Consider the following 18,594-nt stretch of genomic DNA (forward strand, 5'->3'; position numbering starts at 1 on the left):
GCCTGAGCTCTAGGTGTAAATGGAAAGCCGAGGCGTGTAGTCGGTAAAACGGTATAACTGTGCCGGCCGCTGTGAATATTGGTTGGAGAGCATCGGCTTGCCGTTCTCGTCCCGCACTTCCTCCAGGATTCCCTGGCGGCTTCGGGTCGAGGTGATCTTCCGGATAAAATTCAGTTCGGCGAAATCGGGCACGACGGTTTGAATCACCTGGTATAGTTCTCCCAGCGTAAAATGAGGAGGCAAAAATTGCTTGGCGATCGTCGTTTGCAACATTTGCTGCTGAATCCTCCGGTAAGCATCCTCCAAGATTTCACGGTGATCGAACGCCAGGTCAAGTTCCTCCAACGCTTCCTCAACGGTGAACAGCCCGACCTCTTGAGCGTCATCGGCGGACTGGCGTTTCTCGAGCACCCATTCCTCGACCAAGGCAAAAAAAGCGTGCGAAATGATCCAGCCCCGCGGATCCCGTCCCGGCTTGCTGTATACGCCCAAATATTCCAGATGGCGCCCGTCGACGCCCGTCTCCTCCTTCAGTTCGCGCCGGGCCGTTTCATATAAGGATTCATCCTCCTGGGAAAAGCCGCCCGGCAGCGCCCAAGCTCCGGCAAAAGGCCAGCTCCGGCGGCGGATCAGCATCACTTTGAGATCGAAGCGCGGCAGCGATTTGGTCGAAGCTTTACGTTCCTGCCTCGTCAGCGTAAACATCACGATATCCGCCGGAATGCCGTCCGGTGTCCGGTAGGTCTTAACTTCATCATTCGATTGGGCTTGCTGTCCCTCATTGCTCATACGAATCACCACATCAGTATTTGATAACGCCCGCCCCGCAGGTTAACCGAGCTGGCGTTCCATCTATTTCATGCAATTAATAATTTATTGCCTAAAGTGTGTATTACGCTCCGGTATGGCGGGGCAGCCGGAAGGTAGCCGTAGCCATACAGCCAAGCACTCCCTCGGTATTACGAACCTCGGCTCTTACCGTCATCGTCCGGTGGCTTTCATGTACGGGAAAGGCCAAGGCCACGAGTTCCCCTTTACGCATGGCGCTTAAAAAGTTCACGTTCAAATGAGTGGTTACGCCAAAGACGCCGTCCTTGATCACGGCAACCAATGTGCCCATCGCTTGATCCATCAAGGAGGACAACACTCCGCCATGAACGATGCCCATCGAGTTTAAATGGGAATCTCCCGCCGTAAGTCCAAGCTCTACGCGGTTGCGATCGGCCGAGATCATACGCATGCCGAGCAGCCCCCAAAACGAATTTTCTTCTTTACGCAAAATTTCATTCCAATCCATGAATCGCATACCTCCGTCTTGATTTGGGCAGCTATGTAGAGTAGAACCTTGCCCCTTGGATTCCTATATTATGTCCGGCATCGATTCAACCGCTGAATGAATAAAAAGGTGCGGAAGTAATCCCCCGCACCGACTTGCCTCATTAATCGCCATAGCCGGAAGTCGTTGCCGGCTCGCTGCCTTGCTCCACATTCACTTTTTCGGAAACCGTATCCCGAATGACCGAGATGACAAGCTGCAGCAAATAATTGATATCGCTTTGACTTTGCTGGAACTCGGACACCAGTGGAATATTGTCCAGCTCATCCTGGAGTTCCTCGATTTCGTGTTCGATTTTTTCGACCATCGCCTTGTTCTGAAACGACTCGAAGGCCACGATCTCTTTCTGCTTCTTCTTGATCGCACTGATCAGATTCTGTACCCGTTCGTGATTCTGAATCATTTTCTCGGCTTTTTGAAATTGCCGGACCTCTTCACTGGTGCCGATCAGGCTGGCCAATTCCTTTGCCTTCGACATAATGTCCTCACGGATGACGAGGTCGCGGGAATCGAATTTCGGTATCCCGCAATCCGTATGATCATGATGCTGATGCTGTTCTCCCAAGGTTCTCCCTCCTCATACAGAAACAAATTCGCTGAACAAGACTGCCTGTTAAGCCAGAGAGACCGCCTCTGGTACGATATTCCCCTTGATATACCAGGTCATGGGGTCTGTGATTTCCACCTTGACAAACTGGCCGATAAGCTCCTTGCCGCCTTCAAAGTGAACAAGTTTGTTGCTGCGCGTCCGTCCGGCCAGCACCTCGGCATTGTTCTTGCTTTCGCCTTCCACCAGCACTTCAACCACTTGTCCAAGCATCGTATCGTTGCTCAGGCGGCTGTATTCGTTGATCACTTCATTTAGCCGCTGCAAGCGTTCCTTCTTCACTTCCATTGGTACATTGTCCTCCATCACGGCCGCCGGCGTACCTTCCCGAGGCGAATAAATGAAGGTGTAGGCGGAATCGTAACGTACTTCCCGGACCAGGGATAACGTTTCTTGGAACTGCTCCTCCGTTTCTCCGGGGAAACCCACGATGATGTCCGTCGTCAGCACGGCGTTCGGAATCGCCGCTTTGATTTTTCGGGCAAGTTCCAGGTATTGCTCGCGCGTATATTTCCGGCTCATCTTCTTGAGCACTTCGCTGCTGCCGGACTGTACCGGCAAATGAATATGCTCGACCAAATTGCCGCCCTTGGCAAGCACCTCAATCAGGTGATCGTCAAAATCCCGCGGATGCGAGGTCGTAAACCGGACGCGCGGAATATCGATTTTGCGGATATCGTCCATCAGGTTGGCGAACGTGTATTTGATATCGGTAAAATCCTTGCCATAAGCGTTCACATTCTGCCCCAGCAGCGTTATTTCCTTGAAGCCCTGACGGGCGAGCTCGCGCACCTCGGCAATAACATCCTCAGGACGTCGGCTGCGTTCCTTGCCCCGGGTAAACGGCACGATGCAATAGGTGCAGAACTTATCGCAGCCGTACATAATATTGACCCAAGCGCGCATGCCTTCGCGTTTCTTCGGCAGATTCTCGATAATGTCGCCTTCCTTGGACCAGACTTCGACCACCAGTTCTTTGCTGAACAAGGCCTCTTGGATCAAGTGAGGCAGCCTGTGGATATTGTGCGTACCAAAGATCAGATCGACGAAACCGTGCTTCTGCAAAATCCGGTTAACGACGCCTTCCTCCTGTGACATACATCCGCATACCCCGAGCAGAAGACCGGGCTTTTCCGTTTTCAATCCTTTCAGATGCCCCAGTTCGCCAAACACTTTATCCTCGGCGTTTTCACGGATCGCGCACGTGTTCAAAAGAATAATATCGGCTTCCTTGCGGTCTTCCGTAGGCGTGTAACCCATCTGTTCCAGAAGCCCTTTGATCGTCTCCGAATCATGCTCGTTCATCTGGCAGCCGAATGTATATACGATATAATGTTTGCCGATTCCGACCGTCTTCATTTCCTCCGGAACCGCGTTCTCGTATAAGACTTGCACTTCTTCTTTACCGCGCTGCTTCTCGACGCGGTGATTCGGTTCTGAAAGAATCTGGATCTCTCTTCCGCGAATTCTGATTTTCTTTCCCCGCTCGTCCTCCGAAATGACTTTGGCGTCCGAGAAATCAAAATACTTGGAGTAATCCTTCGTCTCCTTAGCCATGGTGTCGGCTCACTCCCTTACCTATCTATCTCACTGTCACACTTCATACGCAACTTACACTTCAAAAAATGCATTACACCAAATTATATCATGATTCATGGTTGATATCCAGATGATGGCTCAGAAACAAGGGGCGTATGGTAGGTATTGCCTAAATAAAATCATGCCGATTGTACATAATTGAAGTAAAATCAATTACTTACGAAAAAAAGAACGGAGGAACTCTAATGCCCCTATGGCTGGAAGTCGTTCTAAGAACATTGTCATCGGCTGTAATTCTATTTATTTTGACCCGACTGCTCGGCAAGAGACAGATTTCGCAATTGTCCTTCTTTGAGTATATTACGGGGATTACGATCGGAAGCATCACCGCTTATCTTTCGCTGGACGTAGACACCGATTGGTATTTGGGCCTCGTTTCGATGGTGGTCTGGTTTCTTGTTTCGCTGGGCATCGAGTACATTCAAATCAAGAGCAAAAAAGCCCGCGCCTGGATTGAGAGCACATCAACGGTTCTTATCAAAGACGGGAAGGTGTTGGAGGGCAATCTGAGGAAGGAGAAACTGACAAACGATGAGCTGCTCGAGCAACTGAGAAAAAAGAATGTTTTTGAGGCCGCCCAGGTGGAATTTGCGCTGATCGAACCCGACGGGAGTATCAACATGAAGTTAAAAAAAGAATATCAGCCCCTCACCGCCTCCGACCTTGGCCTCAAGCTGCCGGCTTCCTCCGAACCTCAAACCGTCATTATGGACGGAAAGATTCTGGACGCTCAGTTAGCGGCTAGCGGAAAGGAACGGCCTTGGCTTTTCGAACAGTTGAAGCAACAAGGATTATCCCCGGAACAGGTCAATCTATGTCAAGTCCAAGCAAATGGAGAGTTATATATAGACTTGTTTGAGGATCAAATAAAGTCTACTGAATCGCCGGAATAGTAAAAAAGACCCCACTGCTGTGAAAAGTGAGGTCTTCCGAGCCTTGGAGGCTTATGCTTATAGATTTATTCAACGATTTCGGCCGTGTCGCCATTGTTGGCACCGGCAGCATTGGCTTCATCCGTGTCGATATGCATGTCTAAGGCAAACGAATCCGAAACGCGGGCAATGACATTCTCCAGCACAAGGCCGCGCTCTCCGCCCAGACGCACTTTCAGCAGTTGCTTGTCGGCGATGCCCCATTTTTCGGCATCGGAGGTATGGAAGTGAATATGACGCGCCGCAACGATCACGCCTTTTTCGAGTTCGATTTCACCGGCTGGGCCTTTCACCTTGATTCCCGGTGTTCCTTCAATATTCCCGGATTCACGAACCGGAGCTTTCACGCCGATGGCAAATGAGTCCGTACGGGAAATTTCCAATTGCGAAGCCGGACGTGCCGGTCCCAGAATGCGAACTTTGTCGAACTGCCCTTTTGGCCCGATGACCGCAACCGTCTCATTTGCCGCAAATTGTCCGGGTTGGGACAACGGTTTGAACTCAGTGAGTTGATAACCGGCTCCGAACAAAGCTTCGATATGCTCTTGAGTCAGATGGATATGACGTGCCGAAACGCCGACTGGTACAGTTTTGCTCATGTTTATAACACTCCTCGTATATTCTCTATATCGATGACGATTCACATCGTTACCCATTATACACCTATTTCAAACAAAAACAAAAAGATGTCCGCAGGTGCAGGACATCTTTTTTGCGCTTATACGAATTCTGCAACAAGATTGTCAAACTCGCTCTTCTCCAGAGGAAGGGACTGATGGGCCAGCGGCTCGGGTTTGAAGCCGTGCACCATATTCTCATAGCTCTTCTTCTCTTTGTTCTGGTAAATGAGACCGGTAATCATGCTGCCCGTTTCCATCAGCTTAGCCATCGCCATGGCACGGTTGCTTGGATCATAATCCGGAACTGTATCCAGGTTGATGATATTCTCTTTGAACCAGTCATACGTGTTCACCTTGTTGAAAGTGACGCATGGACTGAATACATTGATCAAAGAGAACCCCTCGTGCTGAATCCCCTGTTCAATGAGGGAAGTCAACTGCTTCAGATCGCTTGAAAACGATTGTGCCACGAAAGTCGCTCCGGACGCCAGCGCGATTTCAAGCGGCGAAAGTGTAGATTCCACCGAACCTTCCGGGGTGCTTTTCGTTTTGAAGCCTTCTCCGCTGCGGGGAGAAGTTTGCCCTTTGGTCAGCCCGTAAATCTGATTATCCATAACGATGTATGTGATGTTGATGTTGCGGCGGATTGCATGGACAGTATGGCCCATGCCGATTGCAAACCCGTCGCCGTCCCCGCCGGAAGCGATCACCGTCAAATCGCGGTTTGCCAGCTTCACGCCTTGGGCAATCGGAAGAGCGCGGCCATGAATGCCGTGAAGACCATAGGCGTTAATGTAACCGGAGATGCGGCCGGAGCAGCCGATCCCCGAAATTACAGCCAGGTTTTCCGGCTCCAGCCCGACCGCCGCGGCCGCACGCTGGATAGCCGCCTGGATGGAGAAATCGCCGCATCCCGGGCACCAGTTCGGTTTGATGTTATTGCGGAACTCTTTAAAGGTTGCCATTCTTCACCAACTCCTCCTGTGCTTTGTTGCCGGCTGCGTTTTTGCATCTTTCGAACACTTCCGCTGGCAGGAACGGATTCCCGTCGTATTTAAGAACATTTACGACTTTGTCGTGATGTCCGACATTCAATTTGATCAGATTGGCCAATTGACCTGTGGCGTTATTTTCGATGACCACGATCTTCTTGGCCTTCTCCATTTGCTCCCGAACCTCGTCGACCGGGAACGGGTGCAACAGCCGGATCGTCATATGATTCGAAGTGATGCCCTCGCCGTTCAGGCGCAACCGAGCTTGATCGATCGTTCCTCCCGTCGAACCCATACCTACGATCAGCAGATCCGGCTCGGCATGCGGCGCATGCAGATGGATCGGATTCTCCACTTCCAGCTTCGCCAGCTTGCGGAGACGTTTATCCATCATCTTCTTCCGGTTGATCGGACTCTCCGACGGACGTCCCGCTTCATCGTGCTCCACGCCGGTCACATGGTGAATGCCGTTCTTCTCACCGGGGAGAACCCGAGGGGAGATCCCGTTTTCCGTAAAGGCGTAACGGTTAAACATGCTGGAGTCCTCGCGGTCCGGGATATCCTTGACGATGTACCCGCGGTCGATTTGAACCTTGTCGAAATCGAGGCCTTCACAGGATTGCTTGCCCAGCGACAGCTGCAGATCCGTAGCCAGAATGACCGGAACCTGGTATTTATCCGCAAGGTTAAACGCCTGAACCGTATCGTAGAAACACTCCTCGATGGAGCTCGGAGCCAGCACGATCTTCGGTATTTCCCCGTGCGTGCCGTAAATGAGCGCGCTGATGTCGCTCTGCTCCTGCTTCGTCGGAAGACCCGTACTCGGGCCGCCGCGCTGCGTATCCACGATCACGACCGGAATTTCCGTCATCCCCGCAAGACCGATCGCTTCCATCATCAGCGAGAGCCCCGGTCCGGCCGAAGCGGTCATCGTACGTACGCCAGCATAACTGGAGCCGATCGCCATCGTGATGGCCGCAATTTCATCTTCCGTCTGGACTACCGTGCCGCCGAATTTCGGCAGCTTCTTAATCAGATACTCCATAATTTCCGAAGCCGGTGTGATCGGGTAGGCGCTCATGATGCGGCATCCCGCCGCCACGGCTCCCAAGCCGATCGCATCGTTGCCGATCATAAACAGCTTCTGTTTGCCGTCGGCCGGCTCCAGCTTAAATTCCTCCAGCGGCCCGCCCGCAAGCTCGAGAACGTAGTCCGCACCGCGCTTGACCGCCTCGATGTTCTTCTCGACGATGGCCGGACCTTTCCGGCCGAACTCTTCCTCAACCGCTTTATTGAATACTTCGAGCGGCAATCCCAGGAGAGCCCAGGATGCCCCGGAAGCAACCATATTCTTCATTAGCGAAGTGCCCAGTTCTTCCGCAATGCTCGTAATCGGAACCGCAAACAACTTCGCGTCCGTCCCTTCCGGAACGACCGGATTAAATTTGGCATCCGCTACAATCACCCCGCCGCTGCGGAGCTCATGCGCGTTTAGATCGATACTTTCCTGGTCAAAAGCGACTAAAATGTCCAAGTCGTCGGAAATCGCGCGAATCGGCTTGGTACTGATCCGGATTTTATTATTCGTATGTCCGCCTTTAATACGGGAAGAAAAATGCCGATAACCGTACAGATAATAGCCCAACCGGTTCAAGGCCGTCGAAAAAATCCGGTCCGTACTTTCAACGCCTTCCCCTTGCTGTCCACCGATCTTCCAAGACAATTGACTAATCAAGATCGCCCACCCCTTTAATGTATCGCACCATAGTTTAGTGAATAGTAGTGCTAACAGAATGAAAACCTATGAGAGATCATATAGAAATCCCCGATATTTGTGAACATTCTGTTTCAGAGTCATGTCAATTTTATGTCTCCGGGGTGTAAAAAGCAAGCGTTTTCTACCCTTTTTCGTATAGTAGTTTTCGATGAAATCAATCTCGTAATTGGATCAATTAAAGCGCTTACTTATTTTGAGGGAGCCACTTTTTTAAAAACGTCCGCCCGTTCCCGGACAACCACCCATAAACCAGGTTTTCAGGATAGTGCTTTAAAAGAAGATTGGCAAATTCCCTCAGCTGGCCGGCATGTCTCAAACCTTCGATATGGGTATCGATCCCGTCGAAATCCGAGCCGAGCATCAGGATGTTCTCCCCACCCAGACTGCAAATATGATCGATGTGCGGCAAAAGATCGGATGCGCTCACTTGAGGCGCCTTCTTAACAAACCAGGGGACAAATGTTAGCCCGATTCTTCCCTCGAGGGAGATGATCGCTCTGATTTGATCATCCCGCAGGTTCCTCACATGCGGACAGACGCTGTAGGCGTTGGAATGGGAGGCGAGGAAGGGAATTCCGGCCTCTTCCGCCAGTTCGGCCACCTCCCAAAATCCTTTTACCGACAGATGCGATACATCCAGTATGATCCCTAACCTGTGGCAAGCTTTAACCAGTTCCACGCCTTGCGGCGTAAGCCCTCCCCCTCGGGGCTCCAGAATTCCGTCGGCCGCCCAATTGCCATAATTCCAGGTCAGCCCGAGAAGCCTCACGCCCCGTTCATAGCACAGCTGCAGGTAATGCATATTGGCTTCCAGGCCGTCCACCCCTTCCAAAGCGAGCAGGGCGCCAAGCTGCCCCGACGCCTCCACCCTATCGAGGTCCTGAACCGTGGTTATGGGCATCAGACCTCTGGGTACGACCTTTTGCCGGAAGATTTCGAGCTGCTCCAGAATGGATTCAAACTTGGGCTTTCCCCGTTTTTCCGATAAAAAAATCGCAAAACATTGCATTTTCACTCCGCCCTGACCCATGCGCGCAAGATTCACATCCAGCCGGTTGTCCCCGAGAAAATCCAAGCTCGCATCCATCTGCATTTTGCAAAGGACATCACAATGAAAATCCCATATTTCCGGTTTCATTTCCTTCTCCTCCGCTCCCTCACGAATCTATGACCCTCTTTTGCCGTACCAATGCAAAAAAACCTGTTTACTCTAGCGTAAACAGGCCTCATTCGTAAACTTCTTATATTATCTAGGTTCTACAATCAATTTAATCGCGGTTCGGTCTTCCCCGTCGATGACGATATCCGTAAAGGCCGGGATGCAAATCAAATCGACGCCGCTAGGCGCCACAAATCCCCGGGCAATCGCTACCGCTTTTATGGCTTGGTTGAGTGCACCCGCTCCAATGGCCTGTAGTTCAGCAGCGCCACGTTCTCTTAACACTCCAGCAAGCGCACCGGCGACGGAGTTAGGATTGGATTTTGCTGAAACTTTTAATACTTCCATGGTAAGTACCTCCTGGGAATAATGGTTTGATTGATCCCACTACTTAGAAGATATTCGGGGGAATTCAAAAAATTCCTTCTTTTTTCCCAGGGTCACTACGACCGGTTCAGCTCATGATCCACTCATCTTCCAGCAGGCGTATCTTTTGGATGCTTTTGGCCCGGCCCGTCGACTCGTCGAGTTCAACGAAGCATCCATGAAATTGCCACTTGCCCTCACATACCTGAAAACGAACCGGCAATTGGGTCGTGAACTTCCGCAATACGGCCGTCCTTTCCATCCCCAAAATCCCTTCCCGGGAACCGACCATCCCCGCATCCGTTAGATAGGCCGTTCCTTGCGGCAAAATGGTATCATCGTTGCTCTGCACATGAGTATGGGTCCCTACGACCAGCGACACACGCCCGTCCAAATGCCAGCCCATCGCAATTTTCTCGGAGGTGGCTTCCGCATGGAAGTCAACCAAGATGCACTTCGTTTTCTTGGACAAGCTCCCCACGATTTCGTCCGCCATCCGGAACGGATCTTCGAGCGGAGGCAGGAAGGTGCGGCCCATCAAGTTGACAAGGGCCAGCTCTTTTCCATTTGCCTTGATTACCGTATGTCCCTGCCCGGGCGTTCCGGGCGGATAATTCGCGGGCCGCACCATGCGCGCTTCATCATCGATAAAATCAAAAATTTCTTTATTGTCCCAAGTGTGGTTCCCCATCGTCAGGCCGTGAATGCCCAGCTCAAAAAACTCCTTGGCGATTTTGGCCGTGATGCCTCGTCCGGAAGCGGCGTTTTCCCCATTCGCGATAATGATATCCGGGTTATATTTGGATTTTAAATGAGGAAGCGTCTCTTTGAGGGCTTTTCGCCCCGTGTTCCCTACTATATCTCCGATAAACAGAACTTTAATGGTATTTCCTCCTCTGTCTTCGTATACTCGTTAGAATGAAAAAGCGGCCCGCAGGGGGCCACTTTTCAGCATAACCTTTACTTGGCGTATTCAACCGCCCGCGTCTCGCGAATCACGGTAACCTTGATATGTCCCGGATAATCCAGTTCACTCTCAATGGTCTTCGTAATGTCTCTCGCCAGGCGGAACGCTTCCGCGTCATCGATCTTCTCAGGCTGCACCATAACGCGAACCTCGCGGCCCGCTTGAATGGCAAAGGATTTCTCCACGCCTTCGAACGATTCGGATATTTCTTCGAGCTTCTCCAAACGCCGGATATACGTTTCCAGCGTTTCCCGGCGCGCGCCTGGTCTTGCCGCCGACAGGGCGTCAGCCGCACCGACCAGCATGGCGATGACCGAGGTCGCTTCGCAATCTCCGTGATGGGAGGCGATACTGTTGATGACAACCGGATGCTCTTTGTATTTCTTAGCCAGTTCCACGCCGATTTCGACATGAGATCCTTCCACTTCATGATCAAGCGCTTTACCGATATCGTGAAGCAACCCGGCGCGTTTGGCGAGCGTAATATCTTCACCAAGCTCTCCAGCCATCAAACCGGCCAGATAAGCCACCTCCATGGAGTGCTTCAACACATTCTGTCCGTAGCTTGTCCGGAACTTCAGACGACCCAGGATTTTGATCAAATCCGGATGCAAGGCATGCACGCCGACCTCAAAGGTGGCCTGCTCCCCGTATTCACGAATCCGTTCGTCGACTTCACGACGGGATTTCTCCACCATCTCTTCGATCCGCGCCGGATGAATTCTGCCGTCCGCCACCAGTTTCTCCAGTGCCGTGCGCGCGATTTCCCGACGAATCGGGTCAAAGCCCGACAGAATGACGGCTTCCGGCGTATCGTCGATGATCAGGTCGATCCCCGTGAGGGTTTCCAGCGCCCGGATGTTACGGCCCTCCCGGCCGATGATCCGTCCCTTCATTTCCTCATTCGGCAAGGTAACGACCGAGACCGTCGTCTCCGCAACGTGATCCGCCGCGCAGCGTTGAATGGCCAGCGTAATGATTTCGCGTGATTTCTTATCCGCTTCTTCCTTCGCTTGCTGTTCGATATCCTTGATCATCTGAGCCGTTTCATGGCGAACTTCCTGCTCCACATTGTTCAAAATAATGGTGCGGGCATCCTCCATCGTCAAATTCGAAATCCGTTCCAGTTCCTGAACCTGACTCTTGTAAATCTGATCAATCTGCTGCTGTGTTTCTTCAATTCGTTTCTCTTTGCCGGCCACTTGCTCTTCTTTACGTTCCAGCGATTCCAATTTTTTATCCAGCGACTCTTCTTTTTGCAACAATCGTCTTTCTTGTCGTTGAATTTCATTCCGACGTTCACGAATGTCTTTATCAGCTTCGGTTCTCAGCTTATGGACTTCGTCCTTCGCTTCCAGAACCGTTTCCTTTTTCAGTGCTTCCGCGTCCTTCCTGGCATTCTCCAGGATTAAGTCCGCATCTTTCTCCGCACTGGAAATTTTAGCTTCAACAAGAGATTTGCGAATAAAATACCCGATCCCGAACCCAAAGAATAAAGCGGCTGCAACGAGAACGATCCAGATTCCTGCATTCATCTGTTCACCTCCTCGTTGTTTCCTCCAAGGCATTCCTTGGGATGTTTGCAGTTGTAATTTTCTCAATCATCATCATACAAAGAATTCATTACAGGCCGATTAGGCGAAGCTCTCCATGTGTGAATGATGCATATTCCACAACAGCCACAAACGGAACATTGGCCTTCATGTTTGAAAAAATGAATCCATTCCGGGCCCCGAATTTTTGGAAGGAAAAAAAGGTCCCGACAAAAATAGATTCATGTTCATTTTATTATTTGGCGAAAGATATTGTCAAGCGAATGTCACATTCCTCGTCCCGCTTAGATATCCTCCCACTCCTCTTCTTCGTGCAGTCCGTCACCCTGGGCAAGCTCGCGGACCACCCTGGAAACCAACGAGCCCGAAAAACCTCGCCGCAGCAAAAACGCACCGGTCTTCCGCTTCTTGTCGGCCGCCTCCCCCGTGGACGTCCGCCATTTCTTGACGGCCAGCTCCTTGGCGCTCGCATATTCGTCCTCTTCGCTGACAGCCCCGAGGGCGTCCTCGATCAGCGGCTTGGATATCCCTTTCTGGCGTAGTTCATGCTTGACCCACATCTTTCCCTTGCCGCGGTTGCGAACACGCTGTCCGGCCCATTCCTGGGCGTATGCGGCATCGTTCAACAGCCCTTCTTCCGTCAGTCGGCCAACGACCCCGGCGACTGTCTCTTCGTTCCATCCCTTTTCGCCTAATCGGATGGTCATTTCATAAGCCGTCCGCGGCTTCCGGCCGAGATATTGAAGCGCATCCGCATAGGCGCGCTGCCTTTCATCGGCGAGGACGATCTCTTCCAGCTCGCTTTTGGTAAAAACCGCGCCCTTGATCATCCTGTATTTAATCATGACATCCTCATGGACTTCCAGCGCGTAAGGACCGAACGATATCCGGTAACGGAATTTGGGACGTTTCAGCAGCAATACGGAAGTAATCGTCAGCTCGGTACCCTCCGGAAAGCTATCGATGCCGCCTGCTTCCGATCCGGAAGTCTGAGCCCCACCCGTTTTCGGCTCTATGGAATGCCGGCCTCGGTCTTCTTCCCAAAATCCTTCCTCCGAGATGTCTACGATCCCGCTTGCTTCTTCCTTCCCCCTGTTTTGGGAATGCCGGCTTCCCCCTCCGCCCCAGCGTCTCTGCATCTTCTGTTCCGCCCCCTACTCCATGTTTAACTCTATCCCAAACAAAAGCGCTCTGTTCCGGCAAATACCGGTCTCAGAGCGCTTCATCAGCAAAAATGTATTATTCTTCGAAAAGCGCCTGCTCTTCTTGCGCTTCAGCTTCAAGGTCGCTAGACGAAGCAGGAGCCACCGCAGTCGTCAGGTTGCTGGCTTCACGAATCTTTTGTTCGATCGCATTGGCGATTTCCGCATGCTCTTTAAGATATTGCTTCGCATTCTCGCGCCCCTGGCCCAAGCGCTCACCCGCATAGGAATACCAGGCGCCACTCTTGTCCACAATATCCAACTCTACGCCGATATCGATAATGCTGCCTTCCCTGGAGATCCCTTCGCCGTACATAATATCGATTTCCGCCTGTTTGAAAGGAGGTGCGACTTTATTCTTGACGACTTTAATCCGTGTGCGGTTACCTACCATATCATTGCCCATCTTGATCGTTTCCACCCGGCGCACGTCAAGGCGTACCGTTGAGTAGAATTTCAGGGCGCGGCCCCCTGGTGTGGTCTCGGGGTTACCGAACATAACGCCAACCTTCTCGCGCAACTGGTTAATGAAAATCGCGATCGTCTTCGATTTGCTGATCGCACCGGACAATTTGCGGAGAGCCTGGGACATGAGGCGGGCTTGAAGACCGACATGGGAATCCCCCATTTCACCTTCGATTTCCGCCTTTGGAACCAACGCGGCTACGGAGTCAATAACAATAACATCCACGGCGCCGCTGCGCACGAGCGCCTCGGCGATTTCAAGCGCCTGTTCGCCCGTATCCGGCTGGGACAGCAGCAACTCGTCAATGTTTACGCCAAGCTTGTTGGCATAAGAGGGATCAAGCGCATGCTCCGCGTCGATAAACGCGGCTTGTCCGCCGATTTTCTGAACTTCGGCGATCGCATGAAGCGCCACCGTCGTTTTACCGGAAGATTCCGGCCCGTATACTTCGATAATCCGGCCGCGAGGAAGCCCTCCCGTACCGAGTGCTATATCTAATGCCAACGATCCACTAGGGACGATTTCCACCTGCATATGGGTGGATTCTCCCAGCTTCATGATCGAACCTTTACCGAATTGTTTTTCTATTTGACGAAGCGCCATTTCAAGCGCAGCACGACGATCTGACAATCAGCTCACATCCTTAAATATAATTATAAAGGAATTCTTACATTTATAATTGTACCTTGTTTTGGAACGTTTGCCAAGCGTTTTTTCGAACATACATTCGTAATTTTTTCTGTTCCCTATAAAGGCCCTCTGACCCAACCGGAATGTCCGTTGGAAGGTACCGGCGAATGAGGGCATCCTCAGCGCATCCTTCCATTGCCGGCTTCTTCCTGTAAGGGAAACGTTGAGCTCCTCTCCTTTCCATGAAGCATTGGTTGCCTTTTAAACTCTAAATAAGGCAGCGGTGTAAGGCGTACTGCCCTCTCTATTGCCGATTTGTAAGTCAGCGCCAATTCGCCGGAAATTCCCCGCTTTGGGTGGGAGTAGCAGTGAAGTAGCACTTTTCATCACCCGATGGAAGGCTAAAGAACGAAAAAGAACCGCAGCACAACTTAACAGTTTGCTACGGTTCTTCCGTACACCCATTATATATCCCCGCCCAAGGAATGGCAAGGGGACGAGTCCAACCTAAAACCTGGCTTACTTGGCAGCCCGCTCGGCTTTTAGCCGCTTCCAAAGGTGGTACAGCACCGTTTTGGCCGAACGCAAACGGATCGTATCGCGATTTCCTTTCAGGTTGAGCTCGTAAACCTCGGTTTCTCCGCCGCGGCGGGAAATGCCGATATAGACGAGACCCACGGGCTTCCGCTCCGAGTACCCCGGGCCGGCTACCCCGGTAATGGACAAACCGAAATCGGTGTCCACGATCATCCGCACCTGTTCCGCCAGTACCTGGGCGGTTTCGGCGCTGACGGCACCGGGTGCGTTCTCGCCTTCAAGAAGATCGTGCGGAACGTTCAGCAACTTCTCCTTCATCCCATTGGAATAGCAGACGATGCCGCCGAGAAAAACGGTGGCGCTGCCCGGGACGCTGGTGATGGATTGCATCAGCAGCCCGCCCGTGCAGCTCTCGGCGGCACTAACCGTCAAGCCCATTTCGGTCATCAGATCTACGATTGTTTTTTCGATCGTTACATCTTCGTTCGCATACAAGTGCTCGGGCAGCCGCGAGGCAATCTCGGCTTCCAGCTTGTCCAGCTTCGCCATCGCCTCGCTTTCCGTGCGGGCTTTGGTGGAGATGCGGACCGTCACTTCGCTCTCCTTGGCATAAGGAGCGAGCGTCGGATCGGTCTGATTTTCCACCAAATCCATCAGCTTGGTCTCAAGCCCGGATTCTCCAATCCCGGCGAACTTCAGCATTTTGGAATATAACGGCTCCTCCTGCGTCAAAGCATGCTGCAGTATCCACGGCCTGGCCTGCCGTTCGAACATCGGCTTCAGCTCCGACGGCGGACCCGGCAGCAAAATGTAAAACTTCCCGTCATGGGCGATGGCGTTGCCGACGGCAAGGCCGGTTTCATTCGGCAGCGGGGTTCCGCCGTCAACAACCAGCGCCTGGCGCCGGTTGTTTTCCGTCATCGGGATGCCCCGTCCCTCAAAATACCGGTCCACGTGGTCCATCGCCATCCGGTCGATGTGCAGCGATCTGCCCAAAACCGCGGCGACCGCGTCCTTCGTCAAGTCATCCTGGGTGGGGCCGAGTCCGCCGGTTAAAATCAGCAGATCCGCCCGCCCCAAAGCGGTAGTGATCGCATGGGAGAGCCGGCTCAAATTATCGCCGACCACGGTTTGATAATAAACATCGACCCCGAGAGCGGCCAGCTCCTGGGACAAGTACTGCGCATTCGTATTTACGATTTGACCGAGCAGCAGCTCGGTGCCGACTGCGATGATTTCTGCTTTCATTCTCATATCTCCTTCGGGAGGGTGCCTGTCCGTTTACATCTTGGAAAAATTGAGCACATTTCTGTTCTTTACAAAATAATCGATGCCCGAGTAAATCGTAATGATCGCCGCGAGCCAGATTGCAACCTCATCGAACGGGAAATGAACCCATTCGAACGGAAAATTGTTCAGCAAAAGCGCCGAAATCGCCACAATTTGCGTAATTGTCTTCGCTTTTCCCCAATTGCTGGCGGCAATCACGGAACCTTCAAGCAGCGCCACCTCGCGAAGGCCCGTCACCGCAAACTCCCGGCTGATGATGACGACCGCAATCCAGGCGTCGCACTTGCCCATCGCCACCAGCGAAATAAGCACGGCCGCCACGAGCAGCTTGTCCGCCAGCGGGTCGAGCAACTTGCCGAGATTCGTCACTAAATTGTGCTTGCGGGCGATATACCCGTCGATGCCGTCGGTGCTGGCGGCCACAATGAACAGAAACGCCCCGATAAGCTGATTCAGCGGAAGCGAAAAAGTACCGATGCTAAGTTCATAACTCAGCCATTCCACATCGAGAAGCAAAAACAACAGCATCAGCGGGATCATAAAAATCCGGGCCAGTGTAATCCGATTCGGCAGATTCACGAGACAGCCTCCCCTGACAGATCGTATTCATAGGCGTGCGTAATGCGCACCTTGGTGATTTCCCCGATACCGGAGGAATAATTGGTAACAAAAACCTCCCCGTCGATTTCCGGAGCGTCATATTGGGAACGTCCCACATAGACGTCGGTGCGTCCATCATAGCGTTCCACCAATACATCGAGAACCTGGCCGACGTATTTGCCGCTGTTTTCGTTCGCGATGGCGCGTTGGATTTCCATCAACGTGTTGGCCCGCCATTCTTTGACTTCCTCGTCAATCTGGCCAAGCAAACGCGATGCGGGAGTATCCTCCTCCTTGGAGTATGTAAATACACCCAATCTGTCAAACTTAATCTCGCGGACAAAATTGCACAAGGCCTTAAATTCTTCTTCCGTCTCCCCCGGGAATCCGACAATGAGAGATGTACGAAGCGATACCCCCGGGATTCTGTCCCTGATTTTGGCGATCAATTCCCGAATATCCCGATTCCGGCCAGGTCGGCGCATCCGCTTCAAAACGGCATCTTCGCTATGCTGCAGCGGCATGTCCACGTACTTGCAAATCTTCGGGTTGGAAGCCATCGTTTCGATCAACTCGTCCGTAAAAAAACCGGGATAAGCATAATGCAGTCTGACCCACTCAATTCCCGGCACTTCAGTTACCCGGTTCATCAATTCGGCCAATTTGTATTCCCCGTAGAGATCACTTCCGTAGTTGGTGGAGTCCTGGGCGATCAGACTGACTTCTTTCACGCCCTGCCCGGCCAACTGCTTCACTTCGGCCAAAATCGATTCGATGGAACGGCTTCGAAATTTCCCGCGCATGATGGGAATGCTGCAAAACGTACAATTGTTATCGCAACCCTCGGCTATTTTTACATATGTCGTATGCCGTGCCGTGGACAATTTACGCGGCAAGCTCTCTTCATAATTAAACACAGGGTTTCCGACTTGAATCGGTTTTTTCCCTTTCAGAGCTTCATCCACAATTTGGTTGATATTATAAAAATCCCCCGTCCCGACAATCCCGTCGATTTCCGGCATTTCCTCCATCAAGGCTTGCTTGTAACGCTGCGTCAGGCAACCGGACACGATCAGTGCTTTCAGCTTTGCCGTTTCCTTCAATTCCGCAAGATCCAGAATCGTATTCACGGATTCTTCTTTGGCGGCATCGATAAAACCGCAGGTGTTGACGATGATCACCGTGGCTTCCTCCGGCTGTTCCACCAACCTGTATCCCCGCTCATCGATCAGCCCCGACATAATTTCCGAGTCAACGAGATTTTTCTCACAGCCTAGTGTAACGATTTTCACTTTTTCCGTCATGAGTTCGATCCCCCATTGCAATAGCGCCTTACTGCCGTTGATTTCCATTGATTAAAACCTAATTAAGTATAATATTTATGCATCAGCCCTGTCAAAATCATGAAAAAGTCCCGCGCGGCATCCGGGGAGCGGCGTGAGACTCTGGCGGTGTTATTTAAAATTGGTAAACTGCAGATCGACGGTTAGATCGGCTTTTTTGAGCATTTGGATAATTTGCTGCAAATCATCCCGACTTTTCCCGGTCACGCGGATTTGGTCGCCTTGAATCTGACTCTTGACTTTAAGCTTCGAATCCCGAATCAGTACGTTGATCTTCTTGGCGTTCTCCTGATCGATGCCTTGTTTCAAATTAATCCGCTGGCGCACGGTACCCAAGGAAGCGGGCTCCACTTTTCCGTAGTCCAGGTTTTTAATCGGCAGACCGCGCTTGATCATTTTCGATTGTAAAATGTCAATGACCGCACCCAGTTTATACTCGTCATCCGAGACAATCACCAAGACATCCTTTTCGACCTTCAACTCGCTCTTGGTCCCCTTGAAGTCGAAGCGGTTGGCAATTTCCCGTTCCGTTTGGTCAATGGCGTTCGTTAATTCCTGCATGTCCATTTTGGAAACAATATCGAATGAGCTTTCGGAAGCCATAATCCACAATCCTTT

18 protein-coding genes are annotated in these 18,594 nt (G+C 51.8%); 1 reads left to right on the forward strand and 17 read right to left on the reverse strand.

Annotated elements, in window-relative coordinates; genetic code table 11:
- Positions 1-9: 9 nt before the first annotated feature.
- The 4 genes from V4U84_RS00870 to miaB all read right to left on the reverse strand — a co-directional run bounded on the left by V4U84_RS00870 (position 10) and on the right by miaB (position 3,500).
- Complete coding sequence (locus tag V4U84_RS00870) at positions 10-789, reverse strand: NUDIX domain-containing protein (protein WP_334076597.1); 780 nt, start codon at positions 787-789, stop codon at positions 10-12.
- 103 nt (positions 790-892) lie between these two features.
- Positions 893-1,297, reverse strand: a complete 405-nt coding sequence (locus V4U84_RS00875; RefSeq protein ID WP_334076598.1) for a PaaI family thioesterase — start codon at positions 1,295-1,297, stop codon at positions 893-895.
- 142 nt (positions 1,298-1,439) lie between these two features.
- Positions 1,440-1,901: a YlbF/YmcA family competence regulator gene (locus tag V4U84_RS00880; protein WP_334072910.1), complete on the reverse strand. Its 462-nt coding sequence runs from the start codon at positions 1,899-1,901 to the stop codon at positions 1,440-1,442.
- Positions 1,902-1,949: 48 nt separating this feature from the next.
- A complete protein-coding gene (miaB, locus tag V4U84_RS00885; RefSeq protein ID WP_334072911.1) occupies positions 1,950-3,500 on the reverse strand; it encodes a tRNA (N6-isopentenyl adenosine(37)-C2)-methylthiotransferase MiaB in 1,551 nt (516 codons plus the stop codon).
- A gap of 227 nt (positions 3,501-3,727) precedes the next feature.
- Here miaB and V4U84_RS00890 point away from each other — a divergent pair, with 227 nt between their 5' ends.
- On the forward strand, positions 3,728-4,435 hold the full coding sequence (locus V4U84_RS00890; protein ID WP_334076599.1) for a DUF421 domain-containing protein: 708 nt from the start codon (positions 3,728-3,730) through the stop codon (positions 4,433-4,435).
- A gap of 65 nt (positions 4,436-4,500) precedes the next feature.
- Here V4U84_RS00890 and pduL read toward each other — a convergent pair whose 3' ends face one another.
- The 13 genes from pduL to V4U84_RS00955 form a co-directional block, all read right to left on the reverse strand.
- Positions 4,501-5,073, reverse strand: coding sequence for a phosphate propanoyltransferase (gene pduL, locus V4U84_RS00895; RefSeq protein WP_334072913.1), 573 nt, complete (start codon positions 5,071-5,073; stop codon positions 4,501-4,503).
- Between the two features lie 119 nt (positions 5,074-5,192).
- On the reverse strand, positions 5,193-6,059 hold the full coding sequence (locus tag V4U84_RS00900; protein ID WP_334072914.1) for a 2-oxoacid:ferredoxin oxidoreductase subunit beta: 867 nt from the start codon (positions 6,057-6,059) through the stop codon (positions 5,193-5,195).
- Positions 6,046-7,821 (reverse strand): 2-oxoacid:acceptor oxidoreductase subunit alpha, encoded by a 1,776-nt coding sequence (locus V4U84_RS00905; RefSeq protein WP_334072915.1) that lies wholly within the window; start codon positions 7,819-7,821, stop codon positions 6,046-6,048. The genes V4U84_RS00900 and V4U84_RS00905 overlap by 14 nt, the downstream gene beginning before the upstream one ends.
- 226 nt (positions 7,822-8,047) lie before the next feature.
- Positions 8,048-9,001, reverse strand: coding sequence for a dipeptidase (locus V4U84_RS00910; RefSeq protein ID WP_334072916.1), 954 nt, complete (start codon positions 8,999-9,001; stop codon positions 8,048-8,050).
- A 108-nt stretch (positions 9,002-9,109) separates the two neighbouring features.
- Complete coding sequence (locus V4U84_RS00915; protein WP_006286829.1) at positions 9,110-9,370, reverse strand: stage V sporulation protein S; 261 nt, start codon at positions 9,368-9,370, stop codon at positions 9,110-9,112.
- A gap of 106 nt (positions 9,371-9,476) precedes the next feature.
- A complete protein-coding gene (locus V4U84_RS00920) occupies positions 9,477-10,271 on the reverse strand; it encodes a TIGR00282 family metallophosphoesterase (protein ID WP_334073369.1) in 795 nt (264 codons plus the stop codon).
- Between the two features lie 77 nt (positions 10,272-10,348).
- The gene (gene rny, locus V4U84_RS00925) at positions 10,349-11,890 is read right to left on the reverse strand and encodes a ribonuclease Y (RefSeq protein ID WP_334072917.1); all 1,542 of its coding nucleotides are present in this window, start codon (positions 11,888-11,890) and stop codon (positions 10,349-10,351) included.
- 302 nt (positions 11,891-12,192) lie between these two features.
- On the reverse strand, positions 12,193-13,047 hold the full coding sequence (locus tag V4U84_RS00930) for a regulatory protein RecX (protein WP_334072918.1): 855 nt from the start codon (positions 13,045-13,047) through the stop codon (positions 12,193-12,195).
- A gap of 100 nt (positions 13,048-13,147) precedes the next feature.
- Positions 13,148-14,206 (reverse strand): recombinase RecA, encoded by a 1,059-nt coding sequence (gene recA, locus V4U84_RS00935; protein WP_334072919.1) that lies wholly within the window; start codon positions 14,204-14,206, stop codon positions 13,148-13,150.
- 519 nt (positions 14,207-14,725) lie between these two features.
- A complete protein-coding gene (locus V4U84_RS00940) occupies positions 14,726-15,991 on the reverse strand; it encodes a competence/damage-inducible protein A (protein WP_334072920.1) in 1,266 nt (421 codons plus the stop codon).
- A 33-nt stretch (positions 15,992-16,024) separates the two neighbouring features.
- Positions 16,025-16,612: a CDP-diacylglycerol--glycerol-3-phosphate 3-phosphatidyltransferase gene (gene pgsA, locus V4U84_RS00945; RefSeq protein ID WP_334072921.1), complete on the reverse strand. Its 588-nt coding sequence runs from the start codon at positions 16,610-16,612 to the stop codon at positions 16,025-16,027.
- Positions 16,609-17,937 carry a 30S ribosomal protein S12 methylthiotransferase RimO gene (gene rimO, locus V4U84_RS00950; protein WP_334072922.1) on the reverse strand — a complete coding sequence of 443 codons (1,329 nt, stop codon included), beginning with the start codon at positions 17,935-17,937 and terminating at the stop codon, positions 16,609-16,611. Before rimO ends, pgsA begins: the two co-directional genes overlap by 4 nt.
- Before the next feature lie 150 nt (positions 17,938-18,087).
- Entirely contained in the window at positions 18,088-18,579 is a 492-nt protein-coding gene (locus V4U84_RS00955) for a YajQ family cyclic di-GMP-binding protein (protein ID WP_334072923.1), read from the reverse strand.
- Positions 18,580-18,594 lie beyond the last annotated feature (15 nt).

Origin of the sequence: Paenibacillus sanfengchensis (assembly GCF_036864765.1) — a bacterium.
GTDB classification, from domain to species: Bacteria; Bacillota; Bacilli; order Paenibacillales; family Paenibacillaceae; genus Fontibacillus; species Fontibacillus sanfengchensis.

What these genes read in the sequence shown, in the direction of transcription:
- V4U84_RS00870 (WP_334076597.1), bottom strand. Translation starts at nt 789, where the DNA reads ATGAGCAATGAGGGACAGCAAGCCCAATCGAATGATGAAGTTAAGACC.
- V4U84_RS00875 (WP_334076598.1), bottom strand. Translation starts at nt 1,297, where the DNA reads ATGGATTGGAATGAAATTTTGCGTAAAGAAGAAAATTCGTTTTGGGGG.
- miaB (WP_334072911.1), bottom strand. Translation starts at nt 3,500, where the DNA reads ATGGCTAAGGAGACGAAGGATTACTCCAAGTATTTTGATTTCTCGGAC.
- V4U84_RS00890 (WP_334076599.1), top strand. Translation starts at nt 3,728, where the DNA reads ATGCCCCTATGGCTGGAAGTCGTTCTAAGAACATTGTCATCGGCTGTA.
- pduL (WP_334072913.1), bottom strand. Translation starts at nt 5,073, where the DNA reads ATGAGCAAAACTGTACCAGTCGGCGTTTCGGCACGTCATATCCATCTG.
- V4U84_RS00900 (WP_334072914.1), bottom strand. Translation starts at nt 6,059, where the DNA reads ATGGCAACCTTTAAAGAGTTCCGCAATAACATCAAACCGAACTGGTGC.
- V4U84_RS00910 (WP_334072916.1), bottom strand. Translation starts at nt 9,001, where the DNA reads ATGAAACCGGAAATATGGGATTTTCATTGTGATGTCCTTTGCAAAATG.
- V4U84_RS00915 (WP_006286829.1), bottom strand. Translation starts at nt 9,370, where the DNA reads ATGGAAGTATTAAAAGTTTCAGCAAAATCCAATCCTAACTCCGTCGCC.
- rny (WP_334072917.1), bottom strand. Translation starts at nt 11,890, where the DNA reads ATGAATGCAGGAATCTGGATCGTTCTCGTTGCAGCCGCTTTATTCTTT.
- V4U84_RS00930 (WP_334072918.1), bottom strand. Translation starts at nt 13,047, where the DNA reads ATGCAGAGACGCTGGGGCGGAGGGGGAAGCCGGCATTCCCAAAACAGG.
- V4U84_RS00940 (WP_334072920.1), bottom strand. Translation starts at nt 15,991, where the DNA reads ATGAAAGCAGAAATCATCGCAGTCGGCACCGAGCTGCTGCTCGGTCAA.
- rimO (WP_334072922.1), bottom strand. Translation starts at nt 17,937, where the DNA reads ATGACGGAAAAAGTGAAAATCGTTACACTAGGCTGTGAGAAAAATCTC.
- V4U84_RS00955 (WP_334072923.1), bottom strand. Translation starts at nt 18,579, where the DNA reads ATGGCTTCCGAAAGCTCATTCGATATTGTTTCCAAAATGGACATGCAG.